Source organism: Ureibacillus endophyticus, assembly GCF_024159215.1.
Lineage (GTDB): Bacteria > Bacillota > Bacilli > Bacillales_A > Planococcaceae > Ureibacillus > Ureibacillus endophyticus.
On the sequence record NZ_JAMYWW010000001.1, the window covers coordinates 38,581 to 55,943 of the forward strand.

The window sequence follows — 17,363 nt, forward strand, 5'->3', positions numbered from 1 at the left end:
ATTCAAACACGTCCCCTCTTTATTACCATATACGTAAATTACGTAAATGAAGTTTCAAAGAATTAAGAAAAAGCCTTCCTAAAGCTATAGGAAGGCATTTAGTAAATAACATATAATTTATTTATATGTACATCTAAAGATTTCATGAATCTATAATTTAAATCTCCGAACAATTTCGTTTAATTTTTCTGCCATGTTTGCTAAAGATGTTGAAGAGGCTGTAACTTCCTCCAGGGTTGCTAATTGTTCCTCTGAAGCTGAAGCAATATCATTTGCACTACTAGCAGTTGTTTTTGCGAGAGCAGAAACTTCATCAATCGCAGCATTTACTTGTTGTGCACTCGCAGATATTTCTTCAGATATAGAAGATAACTCCTGAGTTTGGGAATTAACATGGGAGATGGATTCTAATATTTGTTTGAATGTATCGCTTGTTTGTTCTGTAAGTTTCAACCCGTTATTAATTTCTTCATTTCCCTTAGTAGTCATTTCAGCAGCTTTTACAGTGTCTGCTTGCATCATTTGAATAATATCTGAGATTTGGTTTGCGGATTCTCTAGACTGTTCAGCAAGTTTACGAACCTCATCGGCAACTACTGCAAATCCTTTACCATGTTCTCCTGCACGTGCTGATTCAATTGCAGCATTTAATGCTAATAGATTTGTTTGTTCTGCAATGCTAGTAATAATTTCAATAATATTACCTATTTCGTTAGATTTTGATTCTAACTCATTCATCACTAATTTTGTTTCCCCGCTTGCTTTATAGATAGAGTTCATTTGCTCGATAACTTTTTGGATATTTGTATTACCTAGGTTTGCTTGGTGTGTTGTTTCTTGAACTGAGTCAGCAACTTGGCTTGAAGAGTCAGCAATACTTTGAACACCTTGAGTAATTTCAGCAATTGCGCGGGCACTATCAGCAGTATTTTCATCTTGAATTTCCACATTTTTTGTTACATCTTGTATAGAGATAACAACTTGGTTTGTAGCTGTAGAGGTTTGTTCTGCACTTGCCATTAATTCCTCTGCAGAAGATGCAACTTGTTCTGAGTAATGATTAACTTGTTGTAAAATATCCTTTAAATTTTTTGTCATTTGATTAAATGCTTCAGATAATATCCCAATTTCATCTTTCACTTTTACATTAACTTCTTCAGTTCTTAAATCTCCTTTTGCGATTAAAGCTGCCGAAGAAGTTAATTTGTCTAATGGTCTTAGTTTTAAACGAACAAGCAACAGGGAAAAGAAACTAGATACCATTAAAAGAATTATAGAAGTGAAAAGGACTACTTTACTTACGTTTAAAGCTTTATCTTTCGCATCAACTTCTGATTGAACCCATTTTGAAAGTTCACTTTTAAAATCATTTAATGTTTTAGTAATTTCTTTTTCTCCAGCTTTATATTTCGAACCATATAATAGATTTCTAGCTTTGCTTGCTTCCCCATTTTCAACCGCTAGTATTGCTACTTCTTGAACAACTGATAATTCATTCGTACTCTTTACAAACTTCTCTGCTAAGTCTATTAAAGTATCCGGAATTTTATTTTCTTGCAATTGAGCAAGGGTTTTTTCCATTGTTTTTTCTTCATTAACTTCTTTTAAATAGTTATCGATGTGTACTTTATCTCCAAATTGTGCATAAGATTTAATTTCTGTAGATAAATAGTCTGATGCATCTTGTAACTGAACTGCTAGCATTGCAAGTTCTTTATCTAAAATTAACATATCTTTTTGCTCATTTGTTTTATCTAAAAAGGATATAGAACTCCAAACAGTAAAGGCAATTAGTACTAAAGTTAGTATTAATGATATCTTTAAAAGTTTCTTTATCTTCATTTTAGCCTCCTATATTGATAATTCATTAGTTTTAAATATAGTCGTTAATTATGAGAAAATCCACACTTTTCATATAATTCTATATTAATAATGCAACTTTATAATTACTACATGTTTTTTTGAAAGTAAGAGCAAACTAAGATAGTAAAAAAGGAGGGATTGAATTTGGGTAAAAAAGGGAGAATTCATGATGTTAATGACCAAGCAGCGTTAAATAATAATATTGGATCATCTACCTTGCAAATGAATCCGAATATCGCGAGGCAACATGAAAAGCCTAAAACAGAAAATGAAATTCTCCAAAATAAGGGGAATAAAGGAAGCAAATTGATTTAATTCTCGGCAAAATAATTTAGCGGCTTACATTTGTAAGCCGCCTTTTTAGAGGATAATATTTACTCCTCTTTGATAAAATGAACTTCATCATGTCCACATTCTTTACACACCATTAGATGGGGACAAATTTGATCTTTTGCTGTGTTCGGATAACCGTCTCCCATTTTTACTGTTTCTTCATCATTGTAATGTCCATAAGGGTCTAAGTAATCCGATACTTTCCCTGAGTCTTCAAGAAGGGTTTGACATTTTGGGCAATATACTTCTAACGTTTTTAATGAATTGCATAAGGGACAAACCGCCATTTTTACACACCTTTTTTAGATAGTTAAAATTCTAGAACTCCATGTTTCTTCACTAGGGTAATGTTTGTTTGAGAAAGCATATCATTAAACTGTTCTATATTGTCGTTATAATGCATTCCGTATAGTTTTCCATGTAGAGTGGTAGGGTAGTAATTGAGAACTTCTTGTATTGATGCATGGACACCATTTGATGTAAAACTTATATCTTGGAATATAGCAACGGTGTTTATATCAATTTTGTTAAGGATATTTACTTGGTCCATCCATTTAATATCCCCAGTAAATACAATGTTTCCTTCTTGCCATGAAAGTTTAAATCCTGAGCTAGGCATGCCTTTTACATGGGCATTGGTTGTGTCAAACAGAGAAAACTCATAATCCTCAATTTTATAAACTTCTCCATTAGATAATGTAATAAAGGAACAAAAATCTTCTATTGTATGATCTTGATTTTCAAGTCCATTACACAATAATTTCTTTAAGGGTAAAAGTAAGTTTTCATGAACGATAATTTTCGTTTTTTGGGGTGAATGTTGTCCATTTTTAAATTGCCAATATCGTTGCATAATCATTTCTTCTAGCCCACCAACATGATCAAAATGTAGATGGGAAATGTACACAAAATCAATATCAGTATAACTAAAATTTGCTTCAGTTATGCTATTACGTAAAGTTGTTCCGGCATCAATTAACAGATTTGTTTTATTTAATTGTAAAATATAGTTATTATGAAAATTGCTTTTTGTAAAAGCACCACCAACTCCAAGTGGATACATTTTCATATAGTTTCCCCCTTTTAACGATTAATTAATATTTTCAGATTATAATATATTGTATCAAAATGGTTTGGAGGAATAATCATGAACGTTGCCATATATTGTGGCTCACAAACAGGGAAAAGTCCCATTTATATGGAAAAGGCAAAAGAACTTGGAGCACAGTTAGCAAGCGCTTCAATCGGTATTGTATACGGTGGTTCTAATGTTGGGCTAATGGGAGCAGTAGCTGATGCAGCACTAGCCAATAATGGGAAAGTAATTGGCATAATGCCGGAACATTTACAAAAGCGTGAAATTGCTCATCTACATTTAACAGAAATTCATTTTGTCGATTCAATGCATGTTCGTAAAAAGAAAATGATCGATCTATCAGATGCTTTTATTGCTTTACCAGGTGGTTGTGGCACACTGGATGAATATTTTGAAGTCTTTACATGGGCACAAATTGGTCTGCATAATAATCCAGTTATTCTTTACAATATCAACGGCTTTTATGATGCATTAATTCTTCACTTTAACAAAATGATTGAAGAAGGCTTTATTCGAGAAGAGCAAAGCGACATTCTACAAGTCGCAACATCAGCAGAAGATATATTAGAAAAATTAAAAAAAGTTTGAGTAGTTCAGTAAAATAATGGTTTATCTTATTATTTTTAGAAATATTACCAAAACATAGTTGACTAATTGGAAAAGTGAGATTAATATAATGTTAGTTTAATAAAATAATTAGTTGATTGGTTAAACCAAAGACTACAATTCTTCTCTTTTTTAAGGGGCTAATTGTGGTCTTTTATTTTTTAGGAGGAGAAAAAAATGAAAGACTTCAGTTATATTTCACATTTAGAGTGCCCAAAATGTGGCGAAACATACGAGGAAAATAAAGTACAACAACTATGTAAATGTGGTTCGCCGTTATTAGTTCGCTATGATTTAGAAAAAGTAAAAGCGAATGTAACAAAAGAGGAGATTTCTAAGAGATCAAATACCTTATGGCGCTATCATGAATTACTTCCAGTGCATAGTGAAGAGAATGTTGTAACACTAGGTGAAGGGATGACACCATTTGAAAAATTCCCAACACTTGGAGCTGAATATGGAATTAACAATTTATACATAAAAGATGAAGGAATTATTCCAACAGGATCTTTTAAAACTCGCGGGGCAAGTGTTGGTATTTCAAAAGCAAAAGAACTTGGCGTAAAACAGCTTGCAATGCCTACAAATGGTAATGCAGGTGCAGCATGGGCGTTATATGCATCAAAAGCTAACATTAAAGCAACAATTGTTATGCCTCTAGATGCCCCTCAAATTACACGCAAAGAAGTATTTGTTGCTGGCGGTGACTTACATTTAATTAACGGTTTAATTAGTGATGCGGGTAAAGTAGTGGCAGGATTAGTACAAAATCAAGGTGTGTATGATGCTTCTACATTAAAAGAACCGTACCGTATTGAAGGTAAGAAAACAATGGGCTACGAAATTGTAGAACAGTTTGGTTGGAAAGTACCTGATGTTATCCTGTATCCAACAGGAGGAGGCGTAGGAATTATTGGAATCTATAAAGCAATTCTTGAAATGCAAGAATTAGGCTGGATTGAAAAAGGTAAATTCCCACGTTTAGTAGCAGTTCAAGCTGAAGGCTGTGCACCAATTGTAGATGCATGGAAAAAGGGAGAAAAAGAGTCTAAGTTCTTTGAAAATTCAACAACTTGTGCATTTGGGATTAATGTTCCGAAAGCATTAGGCGATTTCTTAGTATTAGAAGGCGTTTATGCAACAGAAGGCTGTGCAATCGCGATTTCAGAAGAAGATTTATTAGCGGCTCAAAAACAAGTCGCATCTTTAGAAGGTAACTTCATCTGTCCGGAGGGGGCAGCTACATTTGCTGCTGCAAGAATTCTTCGCCAGCAAGGATGGATTAAAGAAGATGAGCACGTTGTATGTTTGAATACAGGACTAGGATTAAAATACCCAGAAACTGTTGAAATTGAAGGAGTTCAAACACTTCAACCTGGGCAAGAATTGTACGTAAATAATTAATCGTTAGTGGTGGGAAAATGACATTTGATTGGCAATATATTGTAGATGTATTACCACACTATAAAACGGCATTGTGGTTAACGCTAAAGCTTGCAACCATTGGGATCGCTTTTGCCATTATTGTTGGAATGATTTGTAGTATAATTCAATATTTCAAAGTGAAAGTACTAAGTCAAATCGTTCAAGTATATTTAGAAGTTGCACGGAATACACCACTTTTAATCCAATTATTCTTTTTATATTATGGGCTACCGAAAATTGGGATTACCTTAAGCGGTGAATTATGTGGGATCATTGGACTAACGTTTTTAGGTGGGAGTTATATGGCTGAAGCATTCCGAGCTGGGATGGAAGCTGTTACAAAGTCCCAAATCGAAACAGGTAAAGCAATTGGTCTTAGTAACTTACAATTAATGCGCTATGTAATTATTCCACAAGCGTTTTCCTATAGTGTTCCTGGTTTTGGAGCGAACTGTATTTTCCTATTAAAGGAAACATCCGTTTTTAGTGGTATTGCTATTTTAGAACTTACAAATACAACGAAAAACCTAATGGGTATTTTTTATAAAACAAACGAAGCATTATTAATGCTAGTTGTTGGTTATTTAATCATTTTACTTCCTTTAACATTGTTTTTAACTTGGCTTGAAAGGAGAGTAAGACATGCTGAATTCGGGAATTAGTGTCCTTTTTGAAGGGGTTAACTTGGAGCGTCTACTTCTAGGACTTCTCGTAACATTGCGTGTTGCACTCATTGCGGTCGTTATCTCAATAGTTATGGGAATCCTAATTGGGATTATTCGAACTTCAAAAAATAAATTTGTACAAATTCCTTTCAAGTTATATTTAGAACTATTCCGAATTATCCCAATATTAGTATGGTTGTTTGTTATTTACTATGTAATCCCTGCAAACTTTGATTTGAACTTAAGTGCAGAAGTGGTTGCACTTATTGTGTTTAGTTTATGGGGTACCGCTGAAATGAGTGATATTGTTCGTGGTGCTATTATTTCATTACCAAAGCACCAAACTGAATCGAGTAAGGCATTAGGACTTAGTGTTGCGCAAATGTATCGCTATGTGCTAATTCCACAAGCAACGAAACGATGTATTCCTCCGATGATTAACTTAATTACACGGATGATTAAAACAACGGCTCTGCTTACGATGATTGGTGTAGTTGAAGTAATTAAGGTTGGTCAGCAAATTATTGAAGTAAATAATTTAGAGCACCCAACAATTTCATTCTGGATTTATGGTTTTGTCTTTTTCTTATATTTTGTTATTTGTTTCCCATTATCACGTTTTTCAAGAAAACTGGAACGCAAATGGGCAACTTAAGGAGTTGTTAGTGTATGAGTGGGCAAATTCCGATTTTACAAGTGAAGGGTCTCACAAAGAAGTACGGAGAAAAGATCGTACTAAATGGAATTGATCTTGAAGTTGAAAAAGGAAAAGTAATTGCAATTTTAGGGCCATCTGGTTGTGGTAAAAGTACATTTTTACGCTGTCTGAACGGTTTAGAGGAAGTTCAGGGCGGAGATATTTTACTAGACAACGAGAGTTTAATTAATAAATCTACGAAATGGCGAGAAGTGCGTCAACGCATCGGAATGGTATTTCAAAGCTATGATTTATTTCCTAACTTAACAGTAATGGAAAATATCTTATTATCGCCTCTTAAAGTACAAAAGCGTAATCGCAGTGAAGTAGAGGCTCAAGCTTTAGAACTACTAGAACGTGTTGGATTAGCTGATCGAGCAAACGATTACCCAAGACAATTATCTGGTGGGCAAAAACAACGTATCGCCATTGTACGTGCTCTATGTATTAACCCAGAAATCATGTTATTTGATGAAGTAACAGCATCCCTTGACCCAGAAATGGTTCGTGAGGTGTTGGATGTTATTGCACAACTTGCGGAACAAGGAATGACGATGCTCATCGTTACCCATGAAATGAATTTCGCAAAACTAGTAGCAGATGAAGTTATTTTTATGGATAAAGGAAATATCCATGAGCAAGCCCCTGCAGAACAATTTTTCACGAATCCGCAGACAGAGCGTGCTCAACAATTCCTTAATATATTACAATTTTAGGAGGAACACACATGAAAAAGTTTTTAGTTCTTTTATTAGCTGCATTAACAGCGGTAATCTTAGCAGCTTGTGGAGGTAGTGACTCAGAAGAAAAAGCAGAAACTTCATCAGAAGCGACTTCTGCAATTGATGCAATTAAAGAGCGTGGTACTCTACGCGTAGCAGTATTTAGTGATAAACCACCATTTGGTTATGTTGATGCAAACGGTGAAAACCAAGGTTATGATGTTGTATTAGCAAAACGCCTTGCAAAAGATTTATTAGGCGATGAGTCAAAAGTAGAATATGTATTAACTGAAGCACAAGCACGTGTTGATTTATTAAAATCAGATAAAGTAGATGTTGTATTAGCAAACTTTACTGTAACACCAGAACGTCAAGAACAAGTTGACTTTGCAAACCCATATATGAAAGTAGCAATTGGTGTTGTATCTCCAAATTCTGCATCAATTGAGTCAGTTGATCAATTAAAAGGTAAAAAATTAATTGTAACTAAAGGTACAACTGCAGAAACTTATTTCATGAAAAATCACCCAGAAATTGAACTTGTGAAATATGATCAAAACACAGAGTCTTTTGAAGCATTAAAAGATAGACGTGGCGATGCAATGGCACAAGATAACGCATTATTATTTGGCTGGGCAAATGAAAACCCTGATTTCTCAGTAGCATTATCAAGTTTAGGTGATTTAGATTATATTGCACCAGCTGTGAAAAAAGGAAACACAGAATTACTTGAATGGTTAAATACAGAACTTGAAGCTTTAGGACAAGAGCAATTCTTCCACAAAGCATATGATGAAACATTAAAACCTTCATTCGGTGAAAATATTAGCGCTGATGATGTAGTAGTAGAAGGTAAAGCAGAATAATAAAATAAAAAATCCGTACTTCTTACATAAGAGGTGCGGATTTTTTGGCTAGTAAGATTTATTTTAAAATGATCGCTACTATTAAAGGAATGGTCATTAGTAATAGTACACCAAAGCTCCATAAAATTTGTTTTCCAGTGGACATATTTTTAGGCCGAATACTTATTGAATCATATAAATCATTTAGAGCTTTTTGTTCTTTTTTATATAACATTTTTTGAAATTGGTCGTAATTTTCAATATAGGAGTACGGTGATTCCAGACCGAAACGAAGGGCACGAATATCATCTGTTACGTCTTGGTTATCATGAAAATAAAGAATCGTTGGCGCTAGTCCTCCAGAAGACTTTGCAATAACGTTGATATCGAATGTTTTCATTTTATAACATACTTCGCCCTTCTCATTTTGATATTGTGTGACTAAACGATTCGTTTTCATACCATCACTCCCCACCTATTATTAAATTACTTATTTTTAAGAATATCGTCATATCTTAACAGTATTATTCCCAAATTCCAGTAAATTAATCTTATCGCTTAATGAAGAATCATTTTGCAAAAACAAGTAAAACAGTGTTAAAAGAAATAAAAAAACCTATTTAACTTAATTTAATATTCCTATATCATCTAAAATATAACAATATTTTGAAAATTAAGGGGTGTATGGAATTGGCAACAACAACAATTCAAGAAAGACTGTTTGCTTTACCTACAACAGCTATTTCTGATGCAACAGGTGGTCATACAAATGTAGCAGCAAGTATTAAGCCGCTATCTGACCATTTCAAAATCGCAGGACAAGCGCTTACTGTACGACTACCAGATGGGGAAAATGGTGCTGTATTAGAAGCAATTAGTAAAGCAAAAAAAGGGGATATTTTAGTTATTGATGCAAAAGGGAACACAAATCGTGCAGTGGCAGGGGATTTTGTTCTTTCACTGGCAAAGGGTGTAGGCATTCAAGGATTTGTTGTAGATGGAGTAATACGAGATCTTGCAGCAGTTCGAGAACTAGATTTCCCTGTCTTTTCTTTAGGTACAACAGTTGCTGCAGGTAATAAAAATGGGGGCGGAGTAGTAGGTGGCCCAGTTTCTGTAGGTGGAGTAACAGTCCATTCAGGGGATTTTATTATTGGGGATATCGATGGTGTAGTGGTAGTACCACAAGAAGATGTAGAAAAAATTGCAGAGGCTGCTGAAGCAAAAGTAGCAAAAGATGAAGCTCGTGAACAAGAAGCTTTAGCTAATGGAGAAGAATCCATTCGTGCTTATTTAGCTAAGGTAGTGAAATAGATTAAAAAAGGCCGCGAAATAAATTCGCGGCTTTAAATATTATTTTGATAATTCTGCAGCATACGCTTCCATTTTACTTTCATCAAAGCGTTTTTCCCATTTTGACATAACGATTGCAGCTAAAGAGTTACCTACTACGTTTACAGCTGTACGCGCCATATCTAAAATACGGTCAATACCTGCGATAAACGCTAACCCTTCAAGTGGAATACCTACAGAACCTAATGTAGCTAAAAGTACTACGAAGGAAACTCCAGGAACCCCTGCAATTCCTTTAGATGTAACCATTAATACAAGCATTAATGTAATTTGTTCCATAATACTTAAATCAATACCATACATTTGTGCAATGAAGATAGCAGCAATTGCTTGGTATAATGTTGAACCATCTAAGTTAAATGAGTATCCAGTTGGAATAACAAAAGATGTAATATCCTTTGGACAACCCATTTTTTCCATTTTCATCATAATACGAGGTAAAACGGTTTCAGAACTTGACGTAGAATACGCCAAAATAAGCTCGTCCTTTAATACTTTAAGCAATTTGAAAATGTTAATACCAACAAATTTCGCTGTGAGACCTAATACAACGAGTACAAAGAAAATCATCGCTGCGTAAACTAAAATTGCTAATTTTCCTAATGGAATTAACGATGATAAACCGAATTTAGATACAGTTACACCGATTAAACCAAATACTCCAAATGGAGCAAATTTCATAACTAAGTTTGTAACCCAGAACATAGCATCTGCTACGCCTTGAGCAACAGCTAAAATTGGTTTACCTTTTTCACCAATTGCAGCAACACCTAAACCAAATAAAACTGAGAAGAAGATAACTTGTAACATATTTGCATTAGCCATCGAACTAATGATGTTCGTAGGAACAATGCTAACAAGTGTATCAAGCAATCCGCCTTCGTGTTCAACTTGTTCAGTTGTTTCCACATAAGATGAAATATCTGTTTCAGTTAGCTGATCCATGTTAATGCCAGCACCGGGTTGGAATAAGTTTGCTGCACCTAACCCAACAATAATGGCGATAGTTGTGATGATTTCAAAATATATAAGTGTTTTCCCACCTAGGCGTCCGAGCTGTTTCATATCACCCGTGCCTGCTACACCGACAATAAGTGTAGAAATAATAATAGGAACAACAATCATTTTAATTAAATTTAAGAAGATAGTCCCTAGAGGTTGTAAATATGTTTCAACATTAGGATTACCATAAAAGACTGCACCGACAATGATACCTAATACAAGACCGATTAAAATTTGAGAAGCCAAACTTAGCTTGAATTTTTTCTTCATTAATTTCCCCCCCAATCATATTCGTAGGATAGCCCCACTTTTTACATGATACGGACAACATATAAAATCCGACAAAATCCGATTAATTTATTTTTGAATTTATATCAGAAAATAATACTTGGATAAATTTTTTTATGTTTACTTTTGCTTTTCGAGGTTCGTTTTTTTCTATTTTACTCATTAGCAAGCGTATTTCTGTAAAGTCAAAATAACGGGGAGCGTAATATTCGAATTCAGAGTTTGTGTAGTCTACAATACCTAAGTTTGCTAAATTTATCATTGCAGCTAGGATCGTTCTACGCACGCGTTGCTCGATTGCTTTGCTTTCTTTTGTAATCTCTTCAGGAGTAGTTTTAGTTAACTCTGCAACTCGTTCATACAATTCCTTTAATGGTGGCAAAGGTGCGATGTGTTGCTTGTCCAATAATAACAGTTCAATAATTTGTGTAATATCTTCGCTTCCCACTTCGCCAATAATCCCCATATCATTTAAAATCGCTAGGATATGATCACGGGATGTTTTTTGAGTTTGGGTTATGATAGGTGGTTCAACATTTGATAAAGATTGTCGAATGGCAAGAATTGAATTTTTTAAGCGATATTGTTCTTCCGTTTTACGTAAGACCTTTTCTACCTCAACTTTATTGATAGGCTTATGAATAAAAAACTCAATTCCCTTTTCGTAACTTTCTGCAACCATATCTTTATTCACTACTTGAGAAATCATAATAAATAATCCTGTAAACTGTTGTTCGCGAAGTCTTTCAATCGTAGCAATGCCATCTAATTTAGGCATTAATAAATCAATTAACACAATGTCGGGTTGTATAGCTAAAATTTGTGGAATGGCATCTTGTCCATTTTGGGCCTCACCAATTACTGTACCCAAATGATTTTCATCTATAATTTGTGATAACATCATACGGCTTGCACGATCATCATCAACTATAAAATACCGCATAATTTATTCTCCTTATTACAAGTTATTTGTTGGGATAGTAATGGTGAACTTTGTGGTTTGATTACTTTCCACAACGATTTTTCCTTCAAATTTTTCTACAATTGATTGTACATGGGATAATCCAATTCCTGTAGAGGCTTTTCCTTCATCATTAAATTTTGTTGTATACCCCGCATCGAAAATGACAGGAAGCATCGTTTTTGGAATGCCTACACCTGTATCTTCTACTTCAATTACTGTCTCATCATTTTGTTTATTTACAGAAATAGAAATTGAACCTTCTTCTTCAATTGCTTCTACAGCATTTGAAACGAGGTTGTTTAACAAAGCTAGGAGGGCAATAGGTTCCTTTGTATAGAAATCTGTATGATAAGTTTCTTTGAATTCAATACTTTTATTTAAATAAGTACTATATTTTTTATTTGCCTCAATTACATATTGCAATAAATTCGAAATTAAATGATCATCTAGATTTTTTGCAGTTGTAATTTTGGAAAGACCCGAATAAATACGTTGGCTATCTTTTTTTACTTCGTGAATTTCTTGGGAGATAAAAAGTGCCTTTGTACTTAAATGATTATCTATTGACTTTAACGCTTTATATAATTCAAAGCTCGATGCTGTAATTTGTTCAATATGGTCCATTGATTTTTTTAAATACAATGTTTCTACATATAAATTAGAGCCAATTGATAGTAATTGTTGAAATTGTCTCTTTTGTTCACCGATAATAATTGCACTATATATGCCAACTACTGAGAAACTTCGAATAAAAGCAACGATAAGTAATAAAAATGATTCTTTCAATAAATGGGTGTGCGTTACGACAAATAGAAGAATAAATAGTTCTTCAATAAAGTTGCTGACAAATTCAAAAAGAGTAGCAAATAATCCTAAGGCAATTGGTTTTGATTTATATTTTTCAATATTTAACTTAGATAAAAAGAACGCAAAAAAGAAATAAAACAGTGCAGCGGGGAAACGTTCAATTAATATTTGGCTAAATTCATAATCAGTAACAAGTAAATCTAAAAAAACTCGAAATATGACTACTGTAATTCCGGTAACAAACCCAAATTTTATAATGGGAATAGGTTGAATTAATACAGCTAAAAAGAAAATCATACTCCCTAATCCGAATCGAAATGGGAAATCTTCAAAAGGCATCAGTTTTATTTCACTACTAAAGGCTATTAATAAAGCAAGTAGTATAATGGTAGCTACTGTATTAGAAGGTAAAGAGAATTTTTTTAGTGCCATTACTTAAGCTCCTTTTATGAGAACTAAAGGATTAATGTTGCATCTATTATCTTAACATGGTTAAAAAATAAAAAAGTACTACATGCCTAGTATGCATTAGTACTTTCAATTAAAGATATAAAAAAATCCGTTACATCTTTTGTAACGGTTTCATTTGAAATATAAATGGCGGAGGAAGAGGGATTCGAACCCCCGCGCGGTTTAACCCGCCTGTCGGTTTTCAAGACCGATCCCTTCAGCCGGACTTGGGTATTCCTCCGAATTAATTATCTTTTCGACAAAAATTACTATAACATGATTTCAAGTTATGGTCAACAAATTAAAAGAAAGGATTTTATTTATTTTAATGGAATAAAAAAAGAGTCAAAATCAGTAAATAGTTGATCTTGACTCTTTAAGCCTTTTTAGGCAGTCATTTGCACATTAAAGCCGTGCACCTTTCTTCGACTGCCGCACATAAGCGTTACTCTTGTCGCCAGCTCAGGTTAGGCTACCCCGCGGCACATGGGTGAAACCACTTAATGCTGCTTCCTTCCGGACCTGACATGGTTCATGGGTACCCATTGCGCAGGACCCAACCGTCAACGCTACGTGCAAGAGGCAGACCTTACATACGGACAGCCTCGGAAAGGGATTCAGTCTCGCTAGAGCGGATTGCGAGTTACAGGGCACCGCTACCTCCCCACCTAGCACGGCATAAATTAGTATACGATACATTGGAGTGAAAATGCAATGTTTTGTTCTGGTATTTAAGGAATTTGTTAATGAAGGTACACAAAATCTATGGAGAAACATGAATTCGTAGTTGAGTATTAGATTGAATCTATAAAAAGTAAATTTATTATTCATAAAGACATATTTTACTTCTTAAAATGATTTTAATAATTGTAAAATGATGTTAAAGTTTTTAATTTTACAAAATGGGGATGAAATAGATGAAAGTAACGTTTGTGCAAATCAATATATTAGGGGAAATTATTTATGAGGATGACTATGTTAAACATTATCATTTTCAAGAAATGTTAACTCGCTATGATAGTAACTATATTGAATTTAAAAAAATGCCATCAGTAGAAGAATTTCAACAATGGGAAAAATCATTGAGGGAATTTCATCGTAAAAATAATCAAAATCATTTAAAGTTTAAATTCCCTCCAAATGAGCAAATACCTGATACACTAAAGTATTATTTAAAAAGAGTACAGTATAATATTGGCTTTTTAGAGCTTTACTCCATACAACCTAGTCAATTTTCTATTCGAAAAAATGGTTCGGTAAACGTCCAGTTTGTTACAGAGGAGCAGTTAGAACCCTTTTTAAAGCTTCAATACAATGAAGATGTTAAATATGGTGTGAATTTTGCAAAGGAAAAGCAACAATTGCAACTTCGTAGATTTAATGATGCTGATACATACTTTCTCATTGCTTATTTTGAAGGGATTCCAGCAGGCTATGTTGAAGTAATTGAAAAGGAAAGTACTGTGGAAATTGATAATCTATTTGTTCTTGAGGAACAACGTCATAAAGGAATTGGTGGTCATCTTCAACAAGCTGTAATGGAGAAGTTTCCAAATAAAACAGTCATCCTAGTGGCGGATGGTGAAGATACACCAAAAGATATGTATCAAAAGCAAGGATATGAATATCAAGGCTTTCAATTTGAAGTTTCAAAAGTTGAGATATTTTAAATTATAAAAGCGTATTCGATTTCGAATACGTTTTTTTTATATATGGGTAAATTGTAAGTGAAGTCTTTACAGAACAAACCGAACAATATCTTAAGATTTTATTATTAATTGGAATATCTGGAACCAAATTGTAAATGAAACGTACAAATTTAAAAAGCGGGTAAGTTGAAGGAGATGGGATTTTGATAAGGAAAAATGTATTCATCATTTTTTTCATAGCTTTGATCAGCTGTTTGATTCATACAAATATTGCAAGCGCAGCACCAAAGTTAGAAGTAAAAGCGGAAGCTGGAATATCTAATAAAGTAAAGTATTTTACACCGCTTCCACTAAAATTAACAATTACGAATAATGGGTCTGCTTTTTCTGGTGACTTAGTCATCGATGCTGCAGAGTCCTATGCGGTAGGTTCAGCTACAGTTTATTCATTAGATATTGCAGAAGGAGAAACAAAAACTGTTCAGCTTTATTTGAATGGTCTATCGGATGATTACATGTATTCAGGTAATCAACAAGGAAGCTTATTTTACTTTTATGAAGGAGGAATTGAGGAAGGAGAGTTAGTTAAATTCTCTGGAGATAAAATGGTTCGCCCTCAATTCCACGAAATGGAAGGGACGTTTATCTATGCGTTAACAGAGAATCGAGATCGTTTAACTGTGTTTCAACGAATGAGACCATTCTCTAATACAAACGTTGAAGCTTTTTATTTAAATCAAATTAAAGATTTCGAATTCCCCGATAATAAAAAAGGTCTTGAAGCTGCCAATGTGTTAGCAATTGATGAAACGAATATTTCAGACTTCTCTGAGAAGCAACAACAAGCTATTTTAGAATGGGTGCGTCAAGGAGGAAAGCTATTAGTTGGTGCTTCCGATCAAGTAGAATCATCTATCGGCATTTTTAAAGAGTATCTACCTTTGACGCTATCGCAGGAAAAAGTAAGTGTAACACAAAGTAGTTTAGAGAAATTATCGAATAACGGTAAATTCACACAAGGTATTGAGGTATATCAAGCAAGTGAAAAAGAAGGTAGTATTCGACTACTAGCAGATGGAGAAACAATCCTAGCATCTGCAACGAAGCTTGATGAAGGGCAAATTATCCAAACAACTTTCTCTTTAGGGGATGAGCCATTAGCATCAATGGATGGTTACGCTAAATTACTTTCAAATATTTTGAAACTACAATCACCTATGCAAAACAATTATGGTGGTATGTATTATGGGAACTATTACGACTACTTACCTTATGAAGTTGGTAGTATTAATGAATTGTTTCCATCCTTTGAAGTTTCGACAACTACACTTGTTGTAATTATCATTATTTATATTTTATTCATTGGTCCATTTTTGTATTTTATTTTAAAACGCTTAGACAAAAGGGAACATGCTTGGTGGATTATCCCGGTTGTTTCCGTTGGGTTAAGTATAGCAATGTTTATTTTTGGGGCAAAGGATCGCTTAACGCAATCACAAATTCAACAATCTGCCTTTTATAAAGTTGAAGAGAATCGTTTGAGCGGTCATTATGTTGAAACCATTCTTACAAATAGAAGCGGGGATTTTTCATTTACATTAGATGAAAATACAACGGCAGTAGCAACACGTAATCGAAATTATATGGGAAGTTCAACGCAAGAAATGATTCATGAAAAATCTTACGTAAAAGAACATGCCAATAGTTCAACAATTACATTAAAAAATTTAAATTACTGGTCCGTTCAATCCATTGTAGGGCAAACAGAAATAAATAATGCTAGAAATATGGATATCCAATTAAAAGTAGCAAATGGAAAAGTAATGGGAACAATTAAAAATAATTTCCCATTTAAGTTGAATGACGTATCGATTTGGTCAGGTTCTCGTGAAATTGAATTGGGAGATATCGAACCAAATGGAACATTAGAGGTTGATAAAGAAATAAAAGGAGCAGTCTTACTTTCACCATCTGTAGGTAACTATAATTATGCGCAACCTCAGACGAAAGCAGATTTAATGCCAATGCGTATTGAAAAGTTAAAGTATGGTGCAGGAAATTTAGTACAAGGTGAACGTTTACCAGCAATTACTGCTTGGACAGAAGAAGCCCTTGTTGGGATTGAATTAGATGGTAATGCAGCAAATTCACCGTTATCCTACATTATTCAAACCTTTGAACCAGATTTGGAACTATCAGGTGAGTTCACTTTAGATAAGGATGTTTTAAATAAGACGATCGAGCCGACATCTAACTCTGGCTATACAGAATTAATAAATGATGCAACAAACGAATGGTACTTGGATAAAGGAGAATATGACTATATTACATGGATTCCAGAGGAGCTTTTAGAAAAATCAACATGGACAGAAATTTCTGTATCTAATAAAGCTTCAATTCCAATTGAATTAGCGATTTGGAATATAAAAACGCAGGAATTTGAAGGTATAAGTGAAAAAAGTGCGTCCATAACGACAAATTTAGATCAATATATTTCTAAAGATGGGGAAGTAAGAATTCAAATTACGGTGGACGACAGCTTTAATGGTGGTCCAACGAAATTACCTGATGTGAAAATTAAGGGGGTGGCGAAATAAT

General features: G+C 34.0%; 17 protein-coding genes, 1 tRNA gene and 1 other RNA gene. 10 read left to right on the plus strand and 9 right to left on the minus strand.

Features of this window, described 5'->3' with window-relative positions; all coding sequences use genetic code 11:
- Positions 1-150: 150 nt before the first annotated feature.
- Positions 151-1,842, minus strand: a complete 1,692-nt coding sequence (locus tag NKR20_RS00170) for a methyl-accepting chemotaxis protein (protein ID WP_253422693.1) — start codon at positions 1,840-1,842, stop codon at positions 151-153.
- A 165-nt stretch (positions 1,843-2,007) separates the two neighbouring features.
- On the opposite strand from NKR20_RS00170, the gene NKR20_RS00175 reads away from it, so the two are divergent.
- The gene (locus NKR20_RS00175) at positions 2,008-2,178 is read left to right on the plus strand and encodes a hypothetical protein (RefSeq protein ID WP_253422695.1); all 171 of its coding nucleotides are present in this window, start codon (positions 2,008-2,010) and stop codon (positions 2,176-2,178) included.
- Between the two features lie 59 nt (positions 2,179-2,237).
- Here NKR20_RS00175 and NKR20_RS00180 read toward each other — a convergent pair whose 3' ends face one another.
- Positions 2,238-2,483 (minus strand): hypothetical protein, encoded by a 246-nt coding sequence (locus NKR20_RS00180; RefSeq protein WP_121215563.1) that lies wholly within the window; start codon positions 2,481-2,483, stop codon positions 2,238-2,240.
- A 23-nt stretch (positions 2,484-2,506) separates the two neighbouring features.
- Positions 2,507-3,265 carry an MBL fold metallo-hydrolase gene (locus tag NKR20_RS00185; protein ID WP_253422697.1) on the minus strand — a complete coding sequence of 253 codons (759 nt, stop codon included), beginning with the start codon at positions 3,263-3,265 and terminating at the stop codon, positions 2,507-2,509.
- A gap of 78 nt (positions 3,266-3,343) precedes the next feature.
- Between NKR20_RS00185 and NKR20_RS00190 the strand changes: the two genes are divergently transcribed.
- From NKR20_RS00190 to NKR20_RS00215, 6 genes are all read left to right on the plus strand, one after another.
- Positions 3,344-3,880, plus strand: a complete 537-nt coding sequence (locus NKR20_RS00190; protein WP_253422699.1) for an LOG family protein — start codon at positions 3,344-3,346, stop codon at positions 3,878-3,880.
- Between the two features lie 195 nt (positions 3,881-4,075).
- Positions 4,076-5,302, plus strand: a complete 1,227-nt coding sequence (locus NKR20_RS00195) for a threonine synthase (protein WP_121215253.1) — start codon at positions 4,076-4,078, stop codon at positions 5,300-5,302.
- A 17-nt stretch (positions 5,303-5,319) separates the two neighbouring features.
- Positions 5,320-5,985 (plus strand): amino acid ABC transporter permease, encoded by a 666-nt coding sequence (locus NKR20_RS00200; RefSeq protein WP_121215252.1) that lies wholly within the window; start codon positions 5,320-5,322, stop codon positions 5,983-5,985.
- Complete coding sequence (locus NKR20_RS00205; RefSeq protein ID WP_253422701.1) at positions 5,966-6,643, plus strand: amino acid ABC transporter permease; 678 nt, start codon at positions 5,966-5,968, stop codon at positions 6,641-6,643. Before NKR20_RS00200 ends, NKR20_RS00205 begins: the two co-directional genes overlap by 20 nt.
- A 14-nt stretch (positions 6,644-6,657) precedes the next feature.
- A complete protein-coding gene (locus NKR20_RS00210; protein ID WP_301285868.1) occupies positions 6,658-7,401 on the plus strand; it encodes an amino acid ABC transporter ATP-binding protein in 744 nt (247 codons plus the stop codon).
- A gap of 11 nt (positions 7,402-7,412) precedes the next feature.
- Positions 7,413-8,273 (plus strand): cysteine ABC transporter substrate-binding protein, encoded by an 861-nt coding sequence (locus NKR20_RS00215; protein WP_121215249.1) that lies wholly within the window; start codon positions 7,413-7,415, stop codon positions 8,271-8,273.
- A gap of 58 nt (positions 8,274-8,331) precedes the next feature.
- On the opposite strand, the gene NKR20_RS00220 is transcribed toward NKR20_RS00215, so the two are convergent.
- A complete protein-coding gene (locus NKR20_RS00220) occupies positions 8,332-8,712 on the minus strand; it encodes a sodium:proton antiporter (protein ID WP_253422703.1) in 381 nt (126 codons plus the stop codon).
- Between the two features lie 230 nt (positions 8,713-8,942).
- Between NKR20_RS00220 and NKR20_RS00225 the strand changes: the two genes are divergently transcribed.
- Complete coding sequence (locus NKR20_RS00225; protein ID WP_253422705.1) at positions 8,943-9,566, plus strand: RraA family protein; 624 nt, start codon at positions 8,943-8,945, stop codon at positions 9,564-9,566.
- Positions 9,567-9,605: 39 nt separating this feature from the next.
- On the opposite strand, the gene gltP is transcribed toward NKR20_RS00225, so the two are convergent.
- The 5 genes from gltP to ffs all read right to left on the minus strand — a co-directional run bounded on the left by gltP (position 9,606) and on the right by ffs (position 13,793).
- The gene (gene gltP / locus NKR20_RS00230) at positions 9,606-10,877 is read right to left on the minus strand and encodes a glutamate/aspartate:proton symporter GltP (RefSeq protein WP_121215246.1); all 1,272 of its coding nucleotides are present in this window, start codon (positions 10,875-10,877) and stop codon (positions 9,606-9,608) included.
- Positions 10,878-10,959: 82 nt separating this feature from the next.
- Positions 10,960-11,838 (minus strand): response regulator, encoded by an 879-nt coding sequence (locus tag NKR20_RS00235; protein WP_121215245.1) that lies wholly within the window; start codon positions 11,836-11,838, stop codon positions 10,960-10,962.
- A gap of 15 nt (positions 11,839-11,853) precedes the next feature.
- Entirely contained in the window at positions 11,854-13,098 is a 1,245-nt protein-coding gene (locus tag NKR20_RS00240) for an ATP-binding protein (protein ID WP_121215244.1), read from the minus strand.
- 166 nt (positions 13,099-13,264) lie between these two features.
- A tRNA-Ser gene (locus NKR20_RS00245) sits at positions 13,265-13,357 on the minus strand.
- Between the two features lie 170 nt (positions 13,358-13,527).
- Positions 13,528-13,793, minus strand: an RNA gene (gene ffs, locus NKR20_RS00250) — signal recognition particle sRNA large type.
- Between the two features lie 240 nt (positions 13,794-14,033).
- Here ffs and NKR20_RS00255 point away from each other — a divergent pair.
- Positions 14,034-14,786 (plus strand): GNAT family N-acetyltransferase, encoded by a 753-nt coding sequence (locus NKR20_RS00255; RefSeq protein ID WP_121215243.1) that lies wholly within the window; start codon positions 14,034-14,036, stop codon positions 14,784-14,786.
- 182 nt (positions 14,787-14,968) lie between these two features.
- Complete coding sequence (locus NKR20_RS00260; protein WP_253422707.1) at positions 14,969-17,362, plus strand: hypothetical protein; 2,394 nt, start codon at positions 14,969-14,971, stop codon at positions 17,360-17,362.
- Position 17,363 lies beyond the last annotated feature (1 nt).

Bases quoted from the DNA above. Each gene is read 5' to 3' on its own strand.
- NKR20_RS00170 (WP_253422693.1), bottom strand. From the start codon at position 1,842: ATGAAGATAAAGAAACTTTTAAAGATATCATTAATACTAACTTTAGTA.
- NKR20_RS00180 (WP_121215563.1), bottom strand. From the start codon at position 2,483: ATGGCGGTTTGTCCCTTATGCAATTCATTAAAAACGTTAGAAGTATAT.
- NKR20_RS00185 (WP_253422697.1), bottom strand. From the start codon at position 3,265: ATGAAAATGTATCCACTTGGAGTTGGTGGTGCTTTTACAAAAAGCAAT.
- NKR20_RS00190 (WP_253422699.1), top strand. From the start codon at position 3,344: ATGAACGTTGCCATATATTGTGGCTCACAAACAGGGAAAAGTCCCATT.
- NKR20_RS00195 (WP_121215253.1), top strand. From the start codon at position 4,076: ATGAAAGACTTCAGTTATATTTCACATTTAGAGTGCCCAAAATGTGGC.
- NKR20_RS00200 (WP_121215252.1), top strand. From the start codon at position 5,320: ATGACATTTGATTGGCAATATATTGTAGATGTATTACCACACTATAAA.
- NKR20_RS00205 (WP_253422701.1), top strand. From the start codon at position 5,966: ATGCTGAATTCGGGAATTAGTGTCCTTTTTGAAGGGGTTAACTTGGAG.
- NKR20_RS00210 (WP_301285868.1), top strand. From the start codon at position 6,658: ATGAGTGGGCAAATTCCGATTTTACAAGTGAAGGGTCTCACAAAGAAG.
- NKR20_RS00215 (WP_121215249.1), top strand. From the start codon at position 7,413: ATGAAAAAGTTTTTAGTTCTTTTATTAGCTGCATTAACAGCGGTAATC.
- NKR20_RS00220 (WP_253422703.1), bottom strand. From the start codon at position 8,712: ATGAAAACGAATCGTTTAGTCACACAATATCAAAATGAGAAGGGCGAA.
- gltP (WP_121215246.1), bottom strand. From the start codon at position 10,877: ATGAAGAAAAAATTCAAGCTAAGTTTGGCTTCTCAAATTTTAATCGGT.
- NKR20_RS00235 (WP_121215245.1), bottom strand. From the start codon at position 11,838: ATGCGGTATTTTATAGTTGATGATGATCGTGCAAGCCGTATGATGTTA.
- NKR20_RS00240 (WP_121215244.1), bottom strand. From the start codon at position 13,098: ATGGCACTAAAAAAATTCTCTTTACCTTCTAATACAGTAGCTACCATT.
- NKR20_RS00255 (WP_121215243.1), top strand. From the start codon at position 14,034: ATGAAAGTAACGTTTGTGCAAATCAATATATTAGGGGAAATTATTTAT.